Here is a 16593-nt window from a genome sequence, read left to right as displayed (position 1 = left end):
ATTACTATGGTGCCCATGCTCGTAGTCCTACCCCCCTCTGAAACCAAAGCCACTGGTGGCAGCCATCCCGCAGTAGACTTTTCCTCGCTGAGCTTCGGCTCCCTCAACCCCATCCGCGAGCGCATTGCAGCCGATCTCGTGGCGCTAAGTGCGAACAGGGAAGCCGCGATGGAAACACTGAAGCTGGGGCCACGGCTTGCTGACGAAGTCACAGCTAATGCCGCGCTCCTAGAGTCGCCGACCATGCCGGCTCTCGAGCGTTATACCGGGGTGCTCTACGACGCACTCTCCCCCAGCGATTTGCCGGAAACCGGCCGTGCTCGACTCGCCATCGGGTCAGCGCTCTTCGGTGTCATTGGCGGGGACGACCTCATCCCCCACTACCGTCTCTCTGGTACGGTCAAGCTCCCCTTCGCGGATCAGCCTGCCGACGCGGCTCCCACAATGAAGCGCCGTTGGGGTACCGCCATCACCGAGGCTCTCAATGATGTCGACTTCCTCATCGACCTTCGTTCCGGCACCTACGCCAATTTGGGCAAAGTCAAGAGCGCGACAACGATGACCGTGCTCACCGCCGAGGGCAAAATCGTCAGCCACTTCAACAAGCACTACAAGGGCCTATTTGCCCGCGCCATCGCCCTTTCCGACACGACACCGACCTCCCCCACAGAGGCCGTCGACATCGCACGCGCCGCAGGATACGACGTCTCGCTTGACGACGACACCCTCATCTTCCGCGTCCCGGAAAACTAAATGTCGTCGTTGTAGCGCTTTCGGCCTGCCACAATGGCGGCAATCAGAGCGATAATAGCGATGAAAATGCTGTCGTATCGCGATCCTTCTCCGCCGAGGAGAAGGAGTCGGAAGATGATCATGGTTCCGAGGTAGAACACCAGGAAGGTCGCAGCGCCCATCCAGATGGCGCTACGCAGCTGATCGTCGGCAAGCAGTCGGGTAACAAGCCCTGCCTTTTGCTGCTCTGGCTCACGCTTCCTCGACTTGTTGTTGCTCAACTTGTTGTTCTTACTCATCGCCCTCATCCAGACCGGCGACTTCACCGATGACGATAACCGCGGGCGGCTTGATTGCCTCTTCGACCATTTTCTCGCCAAGCTCGCCGAGTGTGCAGCGTAGCGACCTCTGATTCGGCAGCGTGCCGTCCTGGATGACCGCAGCCGGAGTCTTCGGGCTGCGGCCGGCCTTCATCAGAGCCTCGGCAATCTTTGGCCCGTTCTTAACTCCCATAATGATGGCAATAGTGCCGTGCATCCGGCCCAGCGCATCCCAATTGACCAGCGATTTCCTGTGCCCCGGTGGGACGTGACCGGACACAACAGTGAATTCATGGTTGACGCCACGCATAGTAACTGGGATGCCAATCGTCCCCGGTACCGCCAGTGCTGAAGTAATACCCGGCACAACGCGAACCGGTACCCCAGCCTTCTGCAGCTCCTGAAGCTCTTCAAAACCGCGGCCGAAGATGTACGGATCGCCACCCTTGAGCCGGACCACAAAGTAGCCCTCACGGGCACGATGAACTAGCAGTTCATTGATGCGCTCCTGAGCCATGGCGCGGCCGTAAGGAAGCTTGCCGGCATCAATAATCTCGACATCCGGCTCCAAGTCACCGAGCAGCGACAGTGGACCGAGGTGGTCTGCAACGACAACGTCGGCAAGCCGGAGCAAGCGACGCCCCTCAACGGTAATCAGACCGGGGTCGCCCGGGCCACCGCCTACGAGTGCGACCTGACCAGCGAGGTCCCCAGCGCGCGACGCGCGACGGCCGGTCAGCGCCACAGGAGTAAGCGGGCTGGAAGCCCCGGTTTCATCGTCGACGAGAATACCTCGGCGGTGTCCCTCTAGAGTCACCTCACGCAACAACGCCTCGTCACAGCAGACCATGAGAGCCTTGCCCCAGCTCATCGCCTCGGTAAAACCGGTGCGGGTCAAAGTAATACGGCCGTCTGCAGCCCAGGCCTCAATCGCAGTTGTTACTTCCCCACCTTCACACACAGTGACATCAGCGCCAGAGTCCAACAGCCGAGGAATCACGCGCTCTGCAGCCGTGGAACCGCCAATCACCAACACACCGTAGTCTTTGAGAAGCAAACTCATAGCTAACACTTTACCCGGCGCACGAAGCGACAAAGCGACTGACGTTCCCCGGCGCACCCGCCGGATGAACATGCAGGTAACCGGCATGAATCCGCCCAGACTCGGAAACGAAGCCGTCGCGAACTGTTTCGCCTTGATATCCACGCCAACCCCAGGCTGGTTGCCACCCGGCCGCAGCAGCGACACTTGCGGTGTCATCGGTTAGGGCTGTCTTGTGGAACTCGTGACCGCGCACGCGCGTTCCTACCGGGCACAGCACAGAATCAGTCAGCGCCACAGCCTCCCGGTACCCCAGCTTCAACCGTGCCATGTGCGCTCGCCCCGGGATGATGCCACACATACGGCGCCCACCGAGATCTTCAAGCAGCCAGAGCAGCCCCGCGCATTCGCCGTGGATCAGCGCACCATCGTCGGCAGCCTGACGTAGATCGCGGCGAATGTCATCACGAATAGATAGCGCGTCGGCATGCTCTTCTGGGAATCCACCGGGCACGATGTAGCCTTCGGCTTCCGGCAGTTCGTCAACCAATGGGTCGAAATCCACGACCTCGGCTCCAGCGGCCTGCAATAGCTCACGGTGCTCTGCATAGGTAAACGAGAACGCAGGACCCGCCGCGACCGCTACACGCACGCGGCGCTGAGTAGCCAGCGGTACAACGAACTGTGCGGGGTTCCATGGTTCAGCTGGATAGGGCTGCCGGGCAAGCTGGATAATCCGGTCTATGTCGATGTAGGTCTCCACCAAGTTGGCCATCGATTCAATGACCGCTTCTAGCTGCTCACCCTGCTCGACTGCAGTGACCAGCCCCAAATGCCTGCTGGGCACCTCAATATCAGTCACTCGCGGAATAGCGCCGAGCACCTCGACCCCCATGGTCTCCACAGAACGGGTAATGATGTCCGCATGCCGCGGGCTGCCCACCTGATTAATAATCACGCCACTGACACGGACGTCAGTGCGAAGCGTGGAGAAACCGTGGACAACAGCCGCCGCCGACTGCGACATATGCCGGGCATCAATCACCAACACCACCGGAAGTCCCAACAGTGAGGCAATCTCAGCCGTCGAGCCCTCCACCGATAGCGGGTCGTCACCAATGCGGCCGTCGAAAAGCCCCATAACCCCTTCGACCACCGCAATATCGCTGTCGGCAGCTCCATGTGCGTAGAGCGGCCCAATCATCTCAGGCGCGCACATAAAGGAATCCAGATTGCGGCCGGGACGACCAGCGGCTACCCCGTGATAGCCAGGATCAATATAGTCGGGTCCGACTTTGAAAGGTGCCACCGCGTGACGACGCGACAGTGCACGCATCAGCCCCGTGGAGATTGTCGTCTTTCCCGTGCCTGAAGCTGTCGCCGCGATGACAATTCCAGGCGCTACCACTCGATGCCCTTTTGTCCCTTACGTCCGACATCCATCGGGTGCTTAATCTTGGTCATCTCCGTCACCAGATCCGCGACCTCCACGAGCTTCGGATCCGCATCGCGGCCAGTCATCACCACATGCTGGCGGCCGGGACGGTTCCTCAATGTCTCCACCACATCGTCGACATCAATCCAACCCCACTTGATTGGGTAGGTGAACTCGTCGAGGACGTAGAAGTCGTGCACCTCATTTTCCAGGCGCCGTTTAATCTCCTGCCATCCCTCGGCAGCAGCTGCCGCATGGTCCTCCTCAGTGCCCTGCTTACGCGACCAAGACCAACCTTCGCCCATCTTGTGCCATTCGACCGGGCCGCCTTCCCCCGTGTCGTCGTGAAGCTCGCCCAACCGGCGCATGACAGCTTCCTCGCCAACCTTCCACTTTGCCGACTTTACAAACTGGAAGACACCGATATTCATCCCCTGATTCCACGCGCGCATCGCCATACCGAATGCCGCGGTGGACTTGCCCTTACCTGGGCCCGTATGCACCGCAGTAATCGGAATCATGCGACGCTGCCTGGTGGTCAGTCCATCGTTGGGAATTGATTTGGGGTCAAGCTTTCCTTGTGCCATGGTCTCGATGATAGGCATGGACCACGCCCGCCACGGCTTCGGCATTGAGTTCGGAGAGATTTATGCAGGTCGCACCCAATTCCACGCTGAGTTCCTGTGCCAGCCCCAGCCGCACGCGAGAGCGCTCACAGTCGATAACCACCGTCGCCGCCAACGCTTGACGACGGATCTTTGCGGCCACAGCCCTCGCCTGCTGCAGGCCATTTTTACCCGTTGCTCGGCCGTCGGAGAGCAAGACCATGATTGCGCGCCGTGTGGGCTCCCTATGGGCTTCCCGAACTACCACTTCGTGTGCCTTCAGCAATCCTTCGGCCAATGGAGTTCGGCCACCAGTGCGGACATCTGCGAGGCGACGTACTGCGGTGTCGATAGACTTCGTCGGCGGTAAAACTAATTCGGCGTTATTTCCGCGGAAAGTAACGACAGCGACTTTATCGCGGCTTTGGTAGGCATCACGCAGCAGCGATGTGACCGCGCCGGTGACGGCTGCCAGACGGTCGCGTGCTGCCATGGAACCCGAGGTGTCCACGACAAAGACGACCAGATTGGACTCAGTTCCCTGTCGAATAGCGCCGTGAACGTCCTCCGGTTCCAGGGGAATCATGGAGTCGCCCATGCGGGCGCCACGATTGGCCGCCGCCAGCACTGTCGCCGGCACGTGGAGACCATGGCCTCCCCGCTCGGCACCAATGGTGCTGCCCCGCGGGCCAATGGCCTTGGAACGCCGACCGGAATCCCCTTGGCCGACACCGTCAACGCTGATTTTACGAACGGCGAAAGGGGGCGCCTTCAGCGGCGCGACCTCCCTTCGATCCCGAGGAATTCGACTGTTGTGGCTCCTGAGGTTCGGAGTTGGAGTCGAACTGGGAGACCTGCTCAGCATCGGGCTCTGGATCCGACTCCGGACTCGACTCTGGCTGATTCTGGTCATCTCGGAACTGCTCCTCTGCATCCTGCAGAGCATCGTCGAGCTGTTCCTGGTCCAGTCCTGGTTCATCAAAGGGGTCACGGCGACGACGGTGCGGCAGTGCCATTTCCGCAGCTACCTTAATGTCTTCCGCAGTGATCTCAATTGGATTGCCGGGTGCCGGCTGCGCCGACTCGTCCCCGGCTACTCGCCAGGCAGCGTGAGCGCGGGCGGTACGTGCAATGACGATGTCGGCACGCATCCCGTCCACATCAAAAGCAGCGCACACTGTGGCAATTTGACCAAGAATGTTGGGGGTCAATTCGACGTCGTCAAGCAGTGCGCGCGCGCGATCGATGCGAGCGTGTAGCGCATCGTCGTCGGCGGCGAACCGCGTGACAAAGCTCTCCGGGTCGGCGTCAAAGTCGAGGCGGCGGGCGACGATTTCCGCGCGGACAGCCGGATCCTTGGATGCGGTGACGTCGATGGCGAGCCCAAAGCGGTCGAGAAGCTGGGGACGCAATTCGCCCTCTTCCGGGTTCATCGTGCCGACCAACACGAACCTGGAGGTTGCGGAGTGCGAGATACCATCGCGTTCAACAACCACGCGACCGGTGGCTGCGGCATCGAGCACGGAGTCAACGAGATGATCCGGCAGCAGGTTAATCTCGTCGACATAGAGAATGCCACCGTCAGCCGCGCTGAGTAGTCCCGGATTGAACTGTGCGTGTCCGGTAGTCAGGACGGTCTCCACATCGATGGAGCCTACGACTCGATCTTCCGTAGCGCCGAGTGGCAGGTTTACCAACGATCCGCTGAGAAATGGCGCCAACGCGCGGACCGTAGTGGTCTTGGCTGTGCCCTTCTCACCGCGGATGACGACACCACCAATCTCCGGGGATAGCGCGGTCAGAATCAACGCAAGCTGTAGTCGCTGCTGCCCGACGATCGCAGTAAAAGGAAAAGTGGGCTCTGTTTGTGCAGTGGTCGCTGACGTGATTTTTTCCATAAGCACAGTTCTACCCCACTGCGAACGGATGGCTCACAGCGGGGTAGAACAATGTTGGCTTAATTGAACTCTTTGAAGCTCTTCAGCGAGTTACTAGCGCTCCAGCTTCAGGGTCTTCTGGGAAGCCTCCCAGACCTCCTTGAACAGAGCCGGGTCATCAGCCAGGTGCGTACCGTAGGACGGGACGAGCTCCTTCAGCTTCGGAGCCCACTTGCCCATGTGACGGCCGAAGCAGCGCTCAATCAGGCTAATCATCACAGCCGGAGCGATGGAAGCGCCCGGGGATGCACCCATCAGGCCGGCAATGGTGCCGTCCCACGAGTTGATGACCGCGGTACCGAACTCGAGGGTACCGAAGACCGGAGCCTTCATCGGCTTAATGACCTGGACGCGCTGACCAGCGACGATCAGCTCCCAGTCCTCTGGGCGAGCGTTCGGGACGTACTCACGCAGGGACTCAATACGTGCGTCGAAGTCCTTCAGAACCTCAGTAATCAGGTACTTGGTCAGCCCCATCTCCTGGACACCAACACCCATCATGGACGGCAGGTTGGCCGGACGCAGAGACTTAATCAGGTCCAGGTTGTTACCGTTCTTGAGGAACTTCATGTTCCAACCGGCGTACGGGCCAAAGAGCAGGCCGCGCTTGCCGTCGATAACACGGGTGTCCAGGTGCGGAACGGACATCGGCGGCGTGCCGACGGAAGCCTTACCGTAGACCTTGGCGTCATGCTTAGCAATGACTTCCTCGTTGGTGCAGCGCAGCCACTGGCCGGAGACCGGGAAGCCACCGAAACCACGAATCTCGTTAATACGAGCCTTCTGCAGCAGCGGCAGTGCGTCACCGCCGGCACCGACGAATACGAAGTTGGCAACCAGGGTGCGAACGTCCTTGGTGTGCAGGTTCTTCACGGTGACGATCCACTTGGAACCGTCGCGCTTCAGACCGGTGACCTCGTGTCCGTAGCGAATCTCAGTACCCATATCGGACAGTGCGGCCAGGTACTGCTTGGTCAGTGCACCGAAGTTAACGTCCGTACCATTCGGGTTACGAATAGCGGAGACCGGCTTGGAGAAGTCACGGCCCTCGGACATCAGCGGAAGGTACTCAGCGAAACGGTCCGGATCTTCAATGAGCTCCTGACCGTGGAACAGCGGCTCCTTCTCAAGTGCCTCGTAGCGACGACGCATGAACGCCATCTGCTCCGGCCCCTGAGCGAAGGTGGTGTGATCAACTGGGTTGATGAATTCCTTCGGGTCAGTCAGGGTGCCGTTTTCAATCAGCGAGGTCCACAGCTGGCGGGAAACCTGGAACTGCTCATTAATGAGCTTAGCCTTGGTGACATCGACCTTGCCGTTCTTCTCCGGCGTGTAGTTCAGCTCGCACAGAGCAGAGTGGCCGGTACCAGCGTTGTTCCACGGGGAGGAAGACTCCTTGGCGGGCTGATCGAGACGCTCGAACAGAACCTGTGACCAGGATGGCTCGAGCTCCTTGAGCAGCACACCCAGCGTCGCACTCATTACACCTGCACCGATGAGGACGACGTCTACCTCGTCGCCACTGGAAGCAGGAAGCTTGTTATCAGCCATTTTGCTGTCAACATCCTTACTAACTTGATTAGTGATTCAAACTAGCGCTCGCTCACATGCGCGCACACAACTAAAGACGCAAAAGAGAGCTACCGTCTCAGTCCATAATCTATTGTGGCACACATTCCCACTACCCCCGGTAATCGGCGCTAGGCTTGACCCTGTGACTACCGATATTCCCGATTTCGTTACCCCCACCTTTAACCCCGATAACCTAGGCGAAGACTACAGCCAACATGTCATCGAACTCGGCCAGGATCCCGACGGTGAGGGATCCGTACACGCGGTATTGGTCCGCTACTGCCCCGACTCGTCGGCAAGCGACTTCCAAAAACGTCCGGCGGTTCTATGGATTCACGGGATGTCGGACTATTTCTTCCAGAAGCACGTGGCGGAGCGGTACCACGCCGAAGGCTACGCCTTTTACGCTATTGACCTGCGTAAGTGCGGGCGCGCACACCAACCGGGGCAGACTTGGCATGGCTGCAGCGATCTAACGAATTACTTCGAGGATCTCAACAGGGCACTCGCAGTGTTAGACCACGCCGGTCATACAACTGTCACTGTTAATGCGCACTCCACTGGTGGTCTCATTGCCGTGCTCTGGCTCGATTGGTTACGAAGCACAGGCGGCCATTGCCCGCAAGCACCCAATATTTCCGTCACAGCTGCCGTCTTGAACTCACCGTGGCTGACTCTGCACGTTTCCCGGGCAAAGGCTCCCGTGTACTCGCTGGTGACTCGCGTTATGTCGCGGATTCGCCCTAACAGTCTCATTCCGGTGCAGTCTGCGGGCGGCTATGGCAAATCCATTAGCGCCGACCACCAGGGACGCTGGGAGTACAACCGCACTTTCAAGCCGCTGGCTGGCCATGACAAGAACTGGCGTTGGCTCAATGCCATCATCGTCGGCCAGCAACGTGTCAGCCGCGGTATCGATACCGGCGTGCCGACGCTCGTTCTCCACTCGGACAACTACCTTCTCGGTTCCGACTACACACCGGAACTCAGCCGCGTTGACTCTGTCCTCAACACTGAGCAAATTGCCGATGCCACTGCCCACTTGGGACCGCAGGCTCGCAACGTCGCGATTCCGGGTGCTCTCCACGACGTGTATCTCTCCGCACCCGAAGCACTAGACCGCGCTTTTAATGAGACATTCCAGTTCCTTGCCACAGTCAATCCAGGAGACAGCTCAAAATAGGAGCACAGAATAGGAACTCGGAATAAATCAGCATTCAGTACGGTTGAACCAAACTAGTTTGACCAGAATGCTAGGAGTGCTTGTGACCACTGAGAATTCGCCTGAGACTACCCCACGCCACTACGACGTCATCATTATCGGAACCGGGTCCGGCAATTCCATTCCAGCCCCGGCCTACGACAATGTCCGTATCGCTCTGGTGGAGGAAGGACGTTTCGGCGGTACTTGCCTCAACGTTGGGTGTATTCCCACCAAGATGTTCGTTCTGGCCGCTGATGCCGCCCGCAACATCCGCGAGGCCAGCCGCCTGGGCGTGCACGGCACCTTCGACTCCGTTGATCTCAAGCAAATCCAGGATCGCGTTTTTGCCCAGCGCGTCGACCAGATTGCCGACGGCGGCGAGGCATACCGCCGCGGGGACGAGACTCCCAATATCGATGTCTACGACCGCCACGCAACGTTCGTCGGCCCTCGCACTATTCGCACCGGCATCGGCGAGGAAACCGTCGACATCACAGCCGACAACATCATCATCGCTGCAGGCTCCCGCCCTCACGTTCCGGGCCTCATCGCAGACTCCGGGGTCGATTACTACACCAACGAGAACATCATGCGCGTCGACAAGCTTCCGCGCGAAATGATCGTCGTCGGCGGCGGCTACATCGCTAGCGAGTTCGCGCATGTCTTCGCATCCTTCGGCACGAAGGTGCACATGCTGGTGCGCTCCGATGTCATGCTGCGTGGCTCAGACGCCGCTATCTCCGAGCGCTTCCACGAGGTTGCCTCCCGCGACATTGACATCCGTATGAACACCTCCATCACTGAGCTCTCCCAGGAGGGCGAGATCGTCACGGTCACGCTTGACGACGGCACGGAGCTCGCAGCCGATGCCCTGCTCGTGGCAACCGGACGCATCCCCAACGGTGACCGTATGGACCTTGCAGCCGGTGGTGTGGCGATGCACGACGATGGTCGCATCAAGGTTGACCAGTACGGCCGCACCTCTGCCGAAGGTGTGTGGGCGCTGGGCGATGTCTCTAGCCCGTACCAGCTGAAGCATATTGCCAACCATGAGGCCAAGGTTGTCTTCCACAACGTGCTGAATCCGTCGGACCTGCGCGAATTTGACCACCGCTACATTCCGTCGGCAGTCTTCTCACATCCGCAGATTGGTCAGGTCGGTATGACCGAGGATGAAGCTCGCGCCTGGGCTGCGGAAAATGGCACGGACATTACCGTGAAGGTACAGAACTACGGCGATGTCGCCTACGGCTGGGCGCTGGAGGATCGCGATGGCTTTGCCAAGTTGATTGCGGACCGCGCCACCGGCCGCCTGCTGGGTGCGCACTTCATCGGCGAGCAGGCTGCCACTCTAGTGCAGCAGTGCATCCAGATGATGAGCTTCGAGATGGATGTGCGCGAAGTTGTCAAGGGCCAGCACTGGATTCACCCAGCACTGCCAGAGCTGATTGAAAACGCAATCCTGGGCCTGGAGTTCGATAACTAGCCCAGCTGTTCAATACCTGTGGCCTGGGCCAATGCGGGCCCAGCCAGGTACTCCTCGACTGCATCGGCCAACAGGTCGATCTGCCGCAGCCGTTCTTCGGCAAACGAAGTATTAGAGCTGACCTCAAAGCCGTCTCGACCGACGGCAACTGCGACTTCGCTCAGCAACTGACGGCGCGCCTGATCATTTTCCAGGTAGCCGTGGCGGTGCGTACCCATCACCATGCCACGCCGCGCCCCTTCTTCAGGCTCAGTGATAAAGGGCGCCTCGCTGCTTCGCACAACCTGTCCATTGTGGACTTCGTAAGAGCCATCCGGGTGGCTCACCAGCGTCTTCGTCCCCGCGAATTCAATGTCGGTATCGAACACTCCAAGCCCGTTCACTGTCCCGGCTACCGACTCCACCGAGTCAGTGATGGTGGTGCAGAGCATTTGGAACCCACCGCAGATGCCAATCAGCGGCAACCCCCGGGCAGCTCGGTTCTCCAGCACGTCGTCAAGCCCACGCTCGCGCAACCACTTGAGATCGGCGACCGTCGACTTCGTCCCGGGCAACACGACCAGGTCGGCGCGAGCAACGACCGACGGATCGACCGTCCACTGCACGTGTACCCCTGGTTCACAGGCAAGCGCTTCGATATCGGTGGCGTTGGACACGCGCGGCAAGCGAATGGCGGCCACGGACAACGTTTCCGTACCCAGCGGTGCGTTCGCCGGCCCTACCGACGCACCAGCGACTGTACCGAGCGAATCCTCCGCATCGATCCACAGCCCCGGAATAAAAGGCACTACGCCGAGTACGGGCACGCCGGTGTGCTCGCGCACCACGTCCAATCCCGGTGTCAACAGCGAAACATCGCCCCGGAACTTGTTGACGATAAAACCGGTAATCCGCGCGCGGTCTTCGCGGCTCAAAATTGCATGCGTGCCGACGAAATGTGCAAGCACCCCACCGCGGTCAATGTCACCGGCGACCACAACCGGCAGATCAGCGAGCTCTGCCAACCCCATGTTGGCGATGTCTGACTCTCGCAGATTGACCTCGGCAGGACTACCAGCGCCTTCACACAGGACGACATCGAACTGCCCCCGCAACTCTTCCAATGTCTCCGCAACTACTCCGCGCAGCGCTTTTCTCCGCGACCGGTACGTCAGAGCGCTCACATGCCCATCGGCTTTGCCCTTGACCACCACCTGACTGGTGTGGTCCGAGCCCGGCTTGAGAAGCACCGGGTTAAAGGAGACATCCGGCTCCAGCCCACAGGCCAACGCCTGTAGAGCCTGCGCGCGCCCAATCTCGCCGCCGTCGAGCGTGACAGCGCAATTGTTGGACATGTTCTGCGCCTTGAAGGGCGCGACCTTCACGCCGCGGCGCGCGAGTAGCCGACACATGCCGGCGACCAGAACCGACTTACCGGCATCTGAGGTGCAGCCGGCAATCAGAGCTGCAGGGGCCTGCACGGTTTAGGCCTCGGGCTTCCAACCAGTCTGGAACTGGCCTGGCACGTTCTGCTCATCCGGCAGAGTGAGGATTTCATAGCCGTCGGAGGTCACCAGCACCGTGTGCTCGAACTGAGCTGTGAACTTGAAGTCATCATTCTGCACAGTCCAGCCATTCTCCCAGATGTGGTACGGCAGCTCACCGAGGTTAATCATCGGCTCGACAGTCAAAGTCATGCCCGGCTCGAAAATCGTGTCCTGGCTCGGCTCATCGTAGTGCAGGACAATCAAACCATTGTGGAACGTGGTACCGACACCGTGACCGGTGAAGTCCCGAACGGTGTTGTATCCAAAACGCTTAGCGTAAGACTCGATTACGCGGCCGATGACATTAATCTCACGGCCCGGCTTGATGACCTTAATGCCGCGCATGGTGGCGTTGTAAGTGCGCTCCACTAGCTGGAGGTGCTCCTCCGAGACATTGCCCGCGAGGAAAGTCGCGTTGGTGTCGCCGTGGACACCGTTCTTGTATCCGGTGACGTCGACATTGACGATATCGCCGTCTTCAATAACCTGAGTATCCGGAATACCGTGGCAGACAATCTCATTAAGAGACACACAGCACGACTTCTCAAAACCGCGGTACCCCAGCGTGGACGGGTAGGTGTCGTGATCCAACAGGTACTCGTGCACCACCCGGTCAATCTCATCCGTGGTCACGCCCGGAGCTACGGCCTTGCCGGCCTCCACCAACGCGTTGGCAGCAATGCGAGAGACCTCTCGCATATTTTCAATATCTTCCGGAGTCTGTACCAGCGGCTCGCCGACGCCTTCCTGAACCTCGTCCTTCCAGGCGTACTCCGGCCGTTCAATATGTGCCGGAACGGTGCGAATTGGAGTGGACTTTTGCTGAGTAAGTGGAGAACGCTGAATCATGGAACATACTCTACCCCTACCCCCGGATTAGCCTTTCGGCCTGTGCCGGTTTCAAAGCCAGAAATGCTCTAGCCCTCGTCCCCCGAACCTTCATCGATATTGGCAAAGAAGGCATCGGTAATCGCCACGGCATGCTCCGAACCACCACCGCCAACGATAAGCGTGGCAAAGGCCAAATCATCGCGGTAGCCAGTAAACCAAGCGTGGGAGCCGCCAGCGTACTCGGCCTCACCGGTCTTTGCATAAACTTCACCTCGACCGGCAATGGCCGAACCAGTACCAGAGGTCACCACCGCCCGCATGAGTGTGCGAACCTCATTCAAAACCTCAGGCGGCAGTGGCTTTGATACCTGCGACTGCCAGGTTCCCGCGCTTGGCACGAGTGACGGTGTCGGAGTGCGTCCGGCCGCCACCGTCGCGGAAACCAGCGCCATGCCAAACGGGCTGGTCAAGTCATTGCCCTGCCCATAGCCCGCATCGATACGCTCGACTTCATCACTGCCATCAGACACGCTGCCGGTAATAGTGTCGAGGCCCGCGATGTGATAGTTGATGCCGATGCCGAAGTTCTTGGACTCCTCCTTGAACTGCCCTGGCTCCAACTTGTGAGAGATGTTGCCAAACGTGGTGTTACAAGACCGCGCGAACGCATCGCTCAGCGAGGTATTCCCGACACCACTTCCGTTGTAGTTGGTGACAATACGCGGCCCGATCTCCATCGAACCTGGGCACGGCACAGTCGATCCCGCATTTAGCCCCTCGTGCTGCACACCTGCGGCGGCAGTAACAATCTTGTACGTCGATCCCGGCGGGAACTGTCCCATCAGCGCAAGGTCGCCGTCCTTATCTGCTTCCGCTGTCTGTGCTACCGCCAGAATCTTGCCCGTAGACGGCTGCACAGCCACCAGCATTGCCTTAGCATCTTGCCGCGTATCGACGGCCTTTTGCGCTGCGTCCTGCACCTTTTTACTAATTGATGCCTGCACCGCCGGGGCTACATCCGGAGACACCTCATAGAGCGTGCCGACGACTGCTCCGCCCTCGTTGGCCGCCACGATATTCCAGCCATCGGCACCGTGATCACCAGTGTCCACTAGCCTTTCCACGCGGCTCATCAAATCGGGCGCGAACCCCGGGTCGGGTCGCACCATAGCGGCTTCATCGTTAACAGAAATTCCGTCAATGTCCGCGAGCTCATCCTTGACTCGCTGCGGCGTGGATGCCGGCAGCACAATCAGTGAAAAGTTACCCTTCCCACCAGCTGCCTGCTCCCCCACTGCTCGGGCGTCGAGCTTCGGACCATCTTCCGGCATTTCATTATTGATGACCGTCGCCGCCCGGTTAATCGACGACTGCACATTCTCCGCCCCATCGCGGTTGAGAATTACCCGGTGCACAGTCCCCGGCTCAAGCAAGGCCGCACCGTCCGAACCAACCACAGACGGACGTGGAGCTGCGATAGTGCGCAATTCTGGGTGTTGGTTACGCCCCAGCTGTGGATGCAGGGATGCTGGCGACCAGCGCAATGCCCAATCCCGTTGCCCAGTCTCAGTCTTGGTCAGTGTGAAAGTGGTGTCATATCCCCAGCGTCGCTGATGCGGTAGCTGCCAATTCATGGCGACTTCCGCCGAGGACTGGTTCGAGCTGGAATCGATACCCACAATCTCATAGTCAAGCCCCTCCGGCTGAAGGCCGTCGGTGGCCGCATTCAGATCCCCCTCAGCGGAATCCGGATGATCGGTCAGCGCCGCCGCCTTAGCGACATCCCCTCCCGCCAGCGCCCCAAGGAATTCCTCGAGCACCTCGCGCCCGGTGTCAGGCCGCGGCGTACACGCGGCGGATGACAACACCAGACCCGTGATTGCCACAGCCGAGATACTGCGAAGCAGGGGCTTGCGGCGCGAAGTTTGTTCCATGTGGGCTGACGTTAGCACCGCTTTGCTTTACGACGACGCTGGCGCGCCGCAACCTGCTATCAGCGGTTTAGCACAATTGGATTGACCACGTCAGCGGCCATGACCAGAACGCCGAATACCAGCAAAACCGCGGTAAAGGCCATAGTAACTGGCATGAGTTTGGTGTAATCGGCAGGCCCAAGCGCTGGCTTACCGAATGCCTTGCGAATCACGTCTCGAATGCGTTCATAAATAACAACGGCGATGTGGCCACCGTCGAGTGGCGGCAACGGCACGAGGTTGAACACGGCCAGGAAGTAATTGAGGTTGGCCAGCAATAGGAAGAACGACGGCCACTGGTTCATCTCCACCAATTCACCGCCGGCACGCGAAGCGCCGACGACGCTCATTGGGCTGGCCGGGTCACGCTGAGCACCGAAGATGGACGCAACCACACCGGGAACCTTCTCCGGGATGGAGAGCAGCCCATTCCAAACCGCCCCAAAAAGACTGCCTGTGAAGCTGGCCGCACCACCGATGGCGGTCACTGCGTTGTACTCGTGGAGAACAGTTTCTGGGCGTTGGAAGGCGATACCAATCGCTGGCTGGTCGATGTCCTGGCCGTCGTTAGTCTTGCGTTTGACGACTTCCGGGGTGACCGTGACCGTCTCGGAGGTGCCATTGCGGTCGATGGTCATTTTGATGTCGCCACCTGCAGAGCTGCCAATAAGCGACACAGCCTCGGGGTAGGACGTAATCTTGGTGCCATTGATCTTCTCAATCACATCTCCGGCACGTAGCCCTGCGCGCTCTGCAGGACCGGAACCAGTGCAGGGCTCCAGCGTGCCGTCGGCACGCTGTGCCGGCGAGACGCACTGCACCGCCTGAATGCGTGGCGCCATTTCCTTACCCATGTTGGGCAAACCCCACGTCACGGCAATGAAGTAAAGAATGATGAATCCAACGATGAGGTTCATTGCCACCCCACCGAGCATCACGATAATGCGCTGCCACCACGGCTTCTTGTACATGGCGTAGGGTTCTTCGGCAGGATCGATTGGATCCATAGCGGTCATACCTGCGATGTCGCAGAATCCGCCAAACGGAACTGCCTTTACTCCATACTCGGTGTCATGCCCTCCTGCCGCAGCGTGATGCCGCTTGAAGGAAAACAGCGTTGGGCCGAAACCAATGAAGTACCGACGCACTTGCATTCCACACAGTCGAGCTGCGGTGAGATGGCCCCATTCGTGAAGGGCGATTGTCACCGCGATGCCGATTGCGAAGAGTAAAACTCCAAGAAGAAATGTCACGAGTGCTCACCCTACCCCCACTTTGGGCAAACGAGCACACCGGCGGAGAGTTTCCGGCCGGGCGAAGTCCCAATTTCAGCAAGTTCTAAGGTATCCTTACACCCGATACTCAAGATTGTCTGAAAATGCGCTCAGTCGCTTTCAGCAAAATCGCAGATAGACTGAAGTGCATATAGAGTGCAATTCGCCGAAAGTGTTTACAGGAGGACTTTCAAGTGAGCAACCACGAGCCAAAGGAAGAGATTTACCGCGGCGTCAGCACCCTCGACGAGCCGTCGGCGAAGTGGGGCTGGCACGGCATTAGCAAGAGCGCTATGCAGAAGGCCGGCTGGATTTCCGTGATTTTCCTGCTGGGTATGACCATTGGTAACCACAAGGGCAACGTCGAGAACTGGTGGCTGGTCGCCATCGCCGCCCTGATTGCTATTGGCCTGCTGCTGCAGTTGTTCGCCCCGCAGGGTTCTCAGGTCCGCACCGTTACCGGTCACAACAAGCCGGAAGGCCACATTGAGCCGGAGTGGGCACGTGACCAGGTTAACGGCACTGGTGTCTACGCTAACCTGACCGACTCTCAGCTGCGCTCCTGGAACCGCCTGCCGGAAGGACAGAACCAGTAGAGTTAGCCACTTTTGCAGAAAGTCTGGCCTAACAGCTCTATAGCGACAGCTCTATAGCGC

15 protein-coding genes are annotated in these 16593 nt (G+C 59.3%); 4 read left to right on the top strand and 11 right to left on the bottom strand.

What is annotated here, in order from left to right; translation table 11 throughout:
* Positions 1–15 precede the first annotated feature (15 nt).
* Positions 16–753, top strand: coding sequence for a YaaA family protein (locus ADB08_RS03310; protein WP_042389272.1), 738 nt, complete (start codon positions 16–18; stop codon positions 751–753).
* Here the strand turns inward: ADB08_RS03310 and ADB08_RS03305 are convergent.
* The 7 genes from ADB08_RS03305 to mqo form a co-directional block, all read right to left on the bottom strand.
* Positions 750–1031 carry a hypothetical protein gene (locus ADB08_RS03305; RefSeq protein WP_016422579.1) on the bottom strand — a complete coding sequence of 94 codons (282 nt, stop codon included), beginning with the start codon at positions 1029–1031 and terminating at the stop codon, positions 750–752. The two genes, ADB08_RS03310 and ADB08_RS03305, sit on opposite strands and share 4 nt — an antisense overlap.
* Positions 1024–2115, bottom strand: a complete 1092-nt coding sequence (cobA, locus tag ADB08_RS03300; RefSeq protein ID WP_049170808.1) for a uroporphyrinogen-III C-methyltransferase — start codon at positions 2113–2115, stop codon at positions 1024–1026. The genes ADB08_RS03305 and cobA overlap by 8 nt, the downstream gene beginning before the upstream one ends.
* A 10-nt stretch (positions 2116–2125) precedes the next feature.
* Positions 2126–3502, bottom strand: coding sequence for a cobyrinate a,c-diamide synthase (locus ADB08_RS03295; protein WP_049170806.1), 1377 nt, complete (start codon positions 3500–3502; stop codon positions 2126–2128).
* Positions 3496–4116, bottom strand: a complete 621-nt coding sequence (gene cobO, locus ADB08_RS03290) for a cob(I)yrinic acid a,c-diamide adenosyltransferase (RefSeq protein WP_042389270.1) — start codon at positions 4114–4116, stop codon at positions 3496–3498. Before cobO ends, ADB08_RS03295 begins: the two co-directional genes overlap by 7 nt.
* A complete protein-coding gene (locus ADB08_RS03285; RefSeq protein WP_224784241.1) occupies positions 4097–4774 on the bottom strand; it encodes a vWA domain-containing protein in 678 nt (225 codons plus the stop codon). The genes cobO and ADB08_RS03285 overlap by 20 nt, the downstream gene beginning before the upstream one ends.
* A gap of 106 nt (positions 4775–4880) precedes the next feature.
* Positions 4881–6032: an ATP-binding protein gene (locus tag ADB08_RS03280; protein ID WP_048735587.1), complete on the bottom strand. Its 1152-nt coding sequence runs from the start codon at positions 6030–6032 to the stop codon at positions 4881–4883.
* Positions 6033–6125: 93 nt separating this feature from the next.
* Complete coding sequence (gene mqo, locus ADB08_RS03275) at positions 6126–7622, bottom strand: malate dehydrogenase (quinone) (protein WP_049170803.1); 1497 nt, start codon at positions 7620–7622, stop codon at positions 6126–6128.
* A gap of 163 nt (positions 7623–7785) precedes the next feature.
* Between mqo and ADB08_RS03270 the strand changes: the two genes are divergently transcribed.
* Together ADB08_RS03270 and mtr are read left to right on the top strand one after the other, a co-directional pair.
* Positions 7786–8826 carry an alpha/beta hydrolase gene (locus tag ADB08_RS03270; protein WP_049170801.1) on the top strand — a complete coding sequence of 347 codons (1041 nt, stop codon included), beginning with the start codon at positions 7786–7788 and terminating at the stop codon, positions 8824–8826.
* Between the two features lie 82 nt (positions 8827–8908).
* On the top strand, positions 8909–10333 hold the full coding sequence (mtr, locus tag ADB08_RS03265) for a mycothione reductase (protein ID WP_101738674.1): 1425 nt from the start codon (positions 8909–8911) through the stop codon (positions 10331–10333).
* Here mtr and ADB08_RS03260 read toward each other — a convergent pair.
* From ADB08_RS03260 to ADB08_RS03245, 4 genes are all read right to left on the bottom strand, one after another.
* Complete coding sequence (locus ADB08_RS03260; protein WP_049170796.1) at positions 10330–11793, bottom strand: cobyric acid synthase; 1464 nt, start codon at positions 11791–11793, stop codon at positions 10330–10332. The genes mtr and ADB08_RS03260 overlap by 4 nt on opposite strands.
* A 3-nt stretch (positions 11794–11796) precedes the next feature.
* On the bottom strand, positions 11797–12708 hold the full coding sequence (map, locus tag ADB08_RS03255; protein WP_049170794.1) for a type I methionyl aminopeptidase: 912 nt from the start codon (positions 12706–12708) through the stop codon (positions 11797–11799).
* Between the two features lie 68 nt (positions 12709–12776).
* A complete protein-coding gene (locus tag ADB08_RS03250) occupies positions 12777–14624 on the bottom strand; it encodes a penicillin-binding transpeptidase domain-containing protein (RefSeq protein WP_049170793.1) in 1848 nt (615 codons plus the stop codon).
* Positions 14625–14683: 59 nt separating this feature from the next.
* On the bottom strand, positions 14684–15916 hold the full coding sequence (locus tag ADB08_RS03245; protein ID WP_049170790.1) for a M50 family metallopeptidase: 1233 nt from the start codon (positions 15914–15916) through the stop codon (positions 14684–14686).
* A 215-nt stretch (positions 15917–16131) separates the two neighbouring features.
* Between ADB08_RS03245 and ADB08_RS03240 the strand changes: the two genes are divergently transcribed.
* Positions 16132–16533: a DUF2631 domain-containing protein gene (locus ADB08_RS03240; protein WP_038628682.1), complete on the top strand. Its 402-nt coding sequence runs from the start codon at positions 16132–16134 to the stop codon at positions 16531–16533.
* Positions 16534–16593 lie beyond the last annotated feature (60 nt).

Origin of the sequence: Corynebacterium sp. 239_CJEI (assembly GCF_001055995.1) — a bacterium.
GTDB classification, from domain to species: Bacteria; Actinomycetota; Actinomycetes; order Mycobacteriales; family Mycobacteriaceae; genus Corynebacterium; species Corynebacterium jeikeium_D.
This window is presented reverse-complemented; position numbering and strand designations above follow the sequence as displayed.

Excerpts from the sequence above, each read along its gene's own strand:
- ADB08_RS03250 (WP_049170793.1), bottom strand. The coding sequence starts at position 14,624 with ATGGAACAAACTTCGCGCCGCAAGCCCCTGCTTCGCAGTATCTCGGCT.
- ADB08_RS03310 (WP_042389272.1), top strand. The coding sequence starts at position 16 with ATGCTCGTAGTCCTACCCCCCTCTGAAACCAAAGCCACTGGTGGCAGC.
- cobA (WP_049170808.1), bottom strand. The coding sequence starts at position 2,115 with ATGAGTTTGCTTCTCAAAGACTACGGTGTGTTGGTGATTGGCGGTTCC.
- ADB08_RS03305 (WP_016422579.1), bottom strand. The coding sequence starts at position 1,031 with ATGAGTAAGAACAACAAGTTGAGCAACAACAAGTCGAGGAAGCGTGAG.
- mqo (WP_049170803.1), bottom strand. The coding sequence starts at position 7,622 with ATGGCTGATAACAAGCTTCCTGCTTCCAGTGGCGACGAGGTAGACGTC.
- ADB08_RS03280 (WP_048735587.1), bottom strand. The coding sequence starts at position 6,032 with ATGGAAAAAATCACGTCAGCGACCACTGCACAAACAGAGCCCACTTTT.
- map (WP_049170794.1), bottom strand. The coding sequence starts at position 12,708 with ATGATTCAGCGTTCTCCACTTACTCAGCAAAAGTCCACTCCAATTCGC.
- cobO (WP_042389270.1), bottom strand. The coding sequence starts at position 4,116 with ATGGCACAAGGAAAGCTTGACCCCAAATCAATTCCCAACGATGGACTG.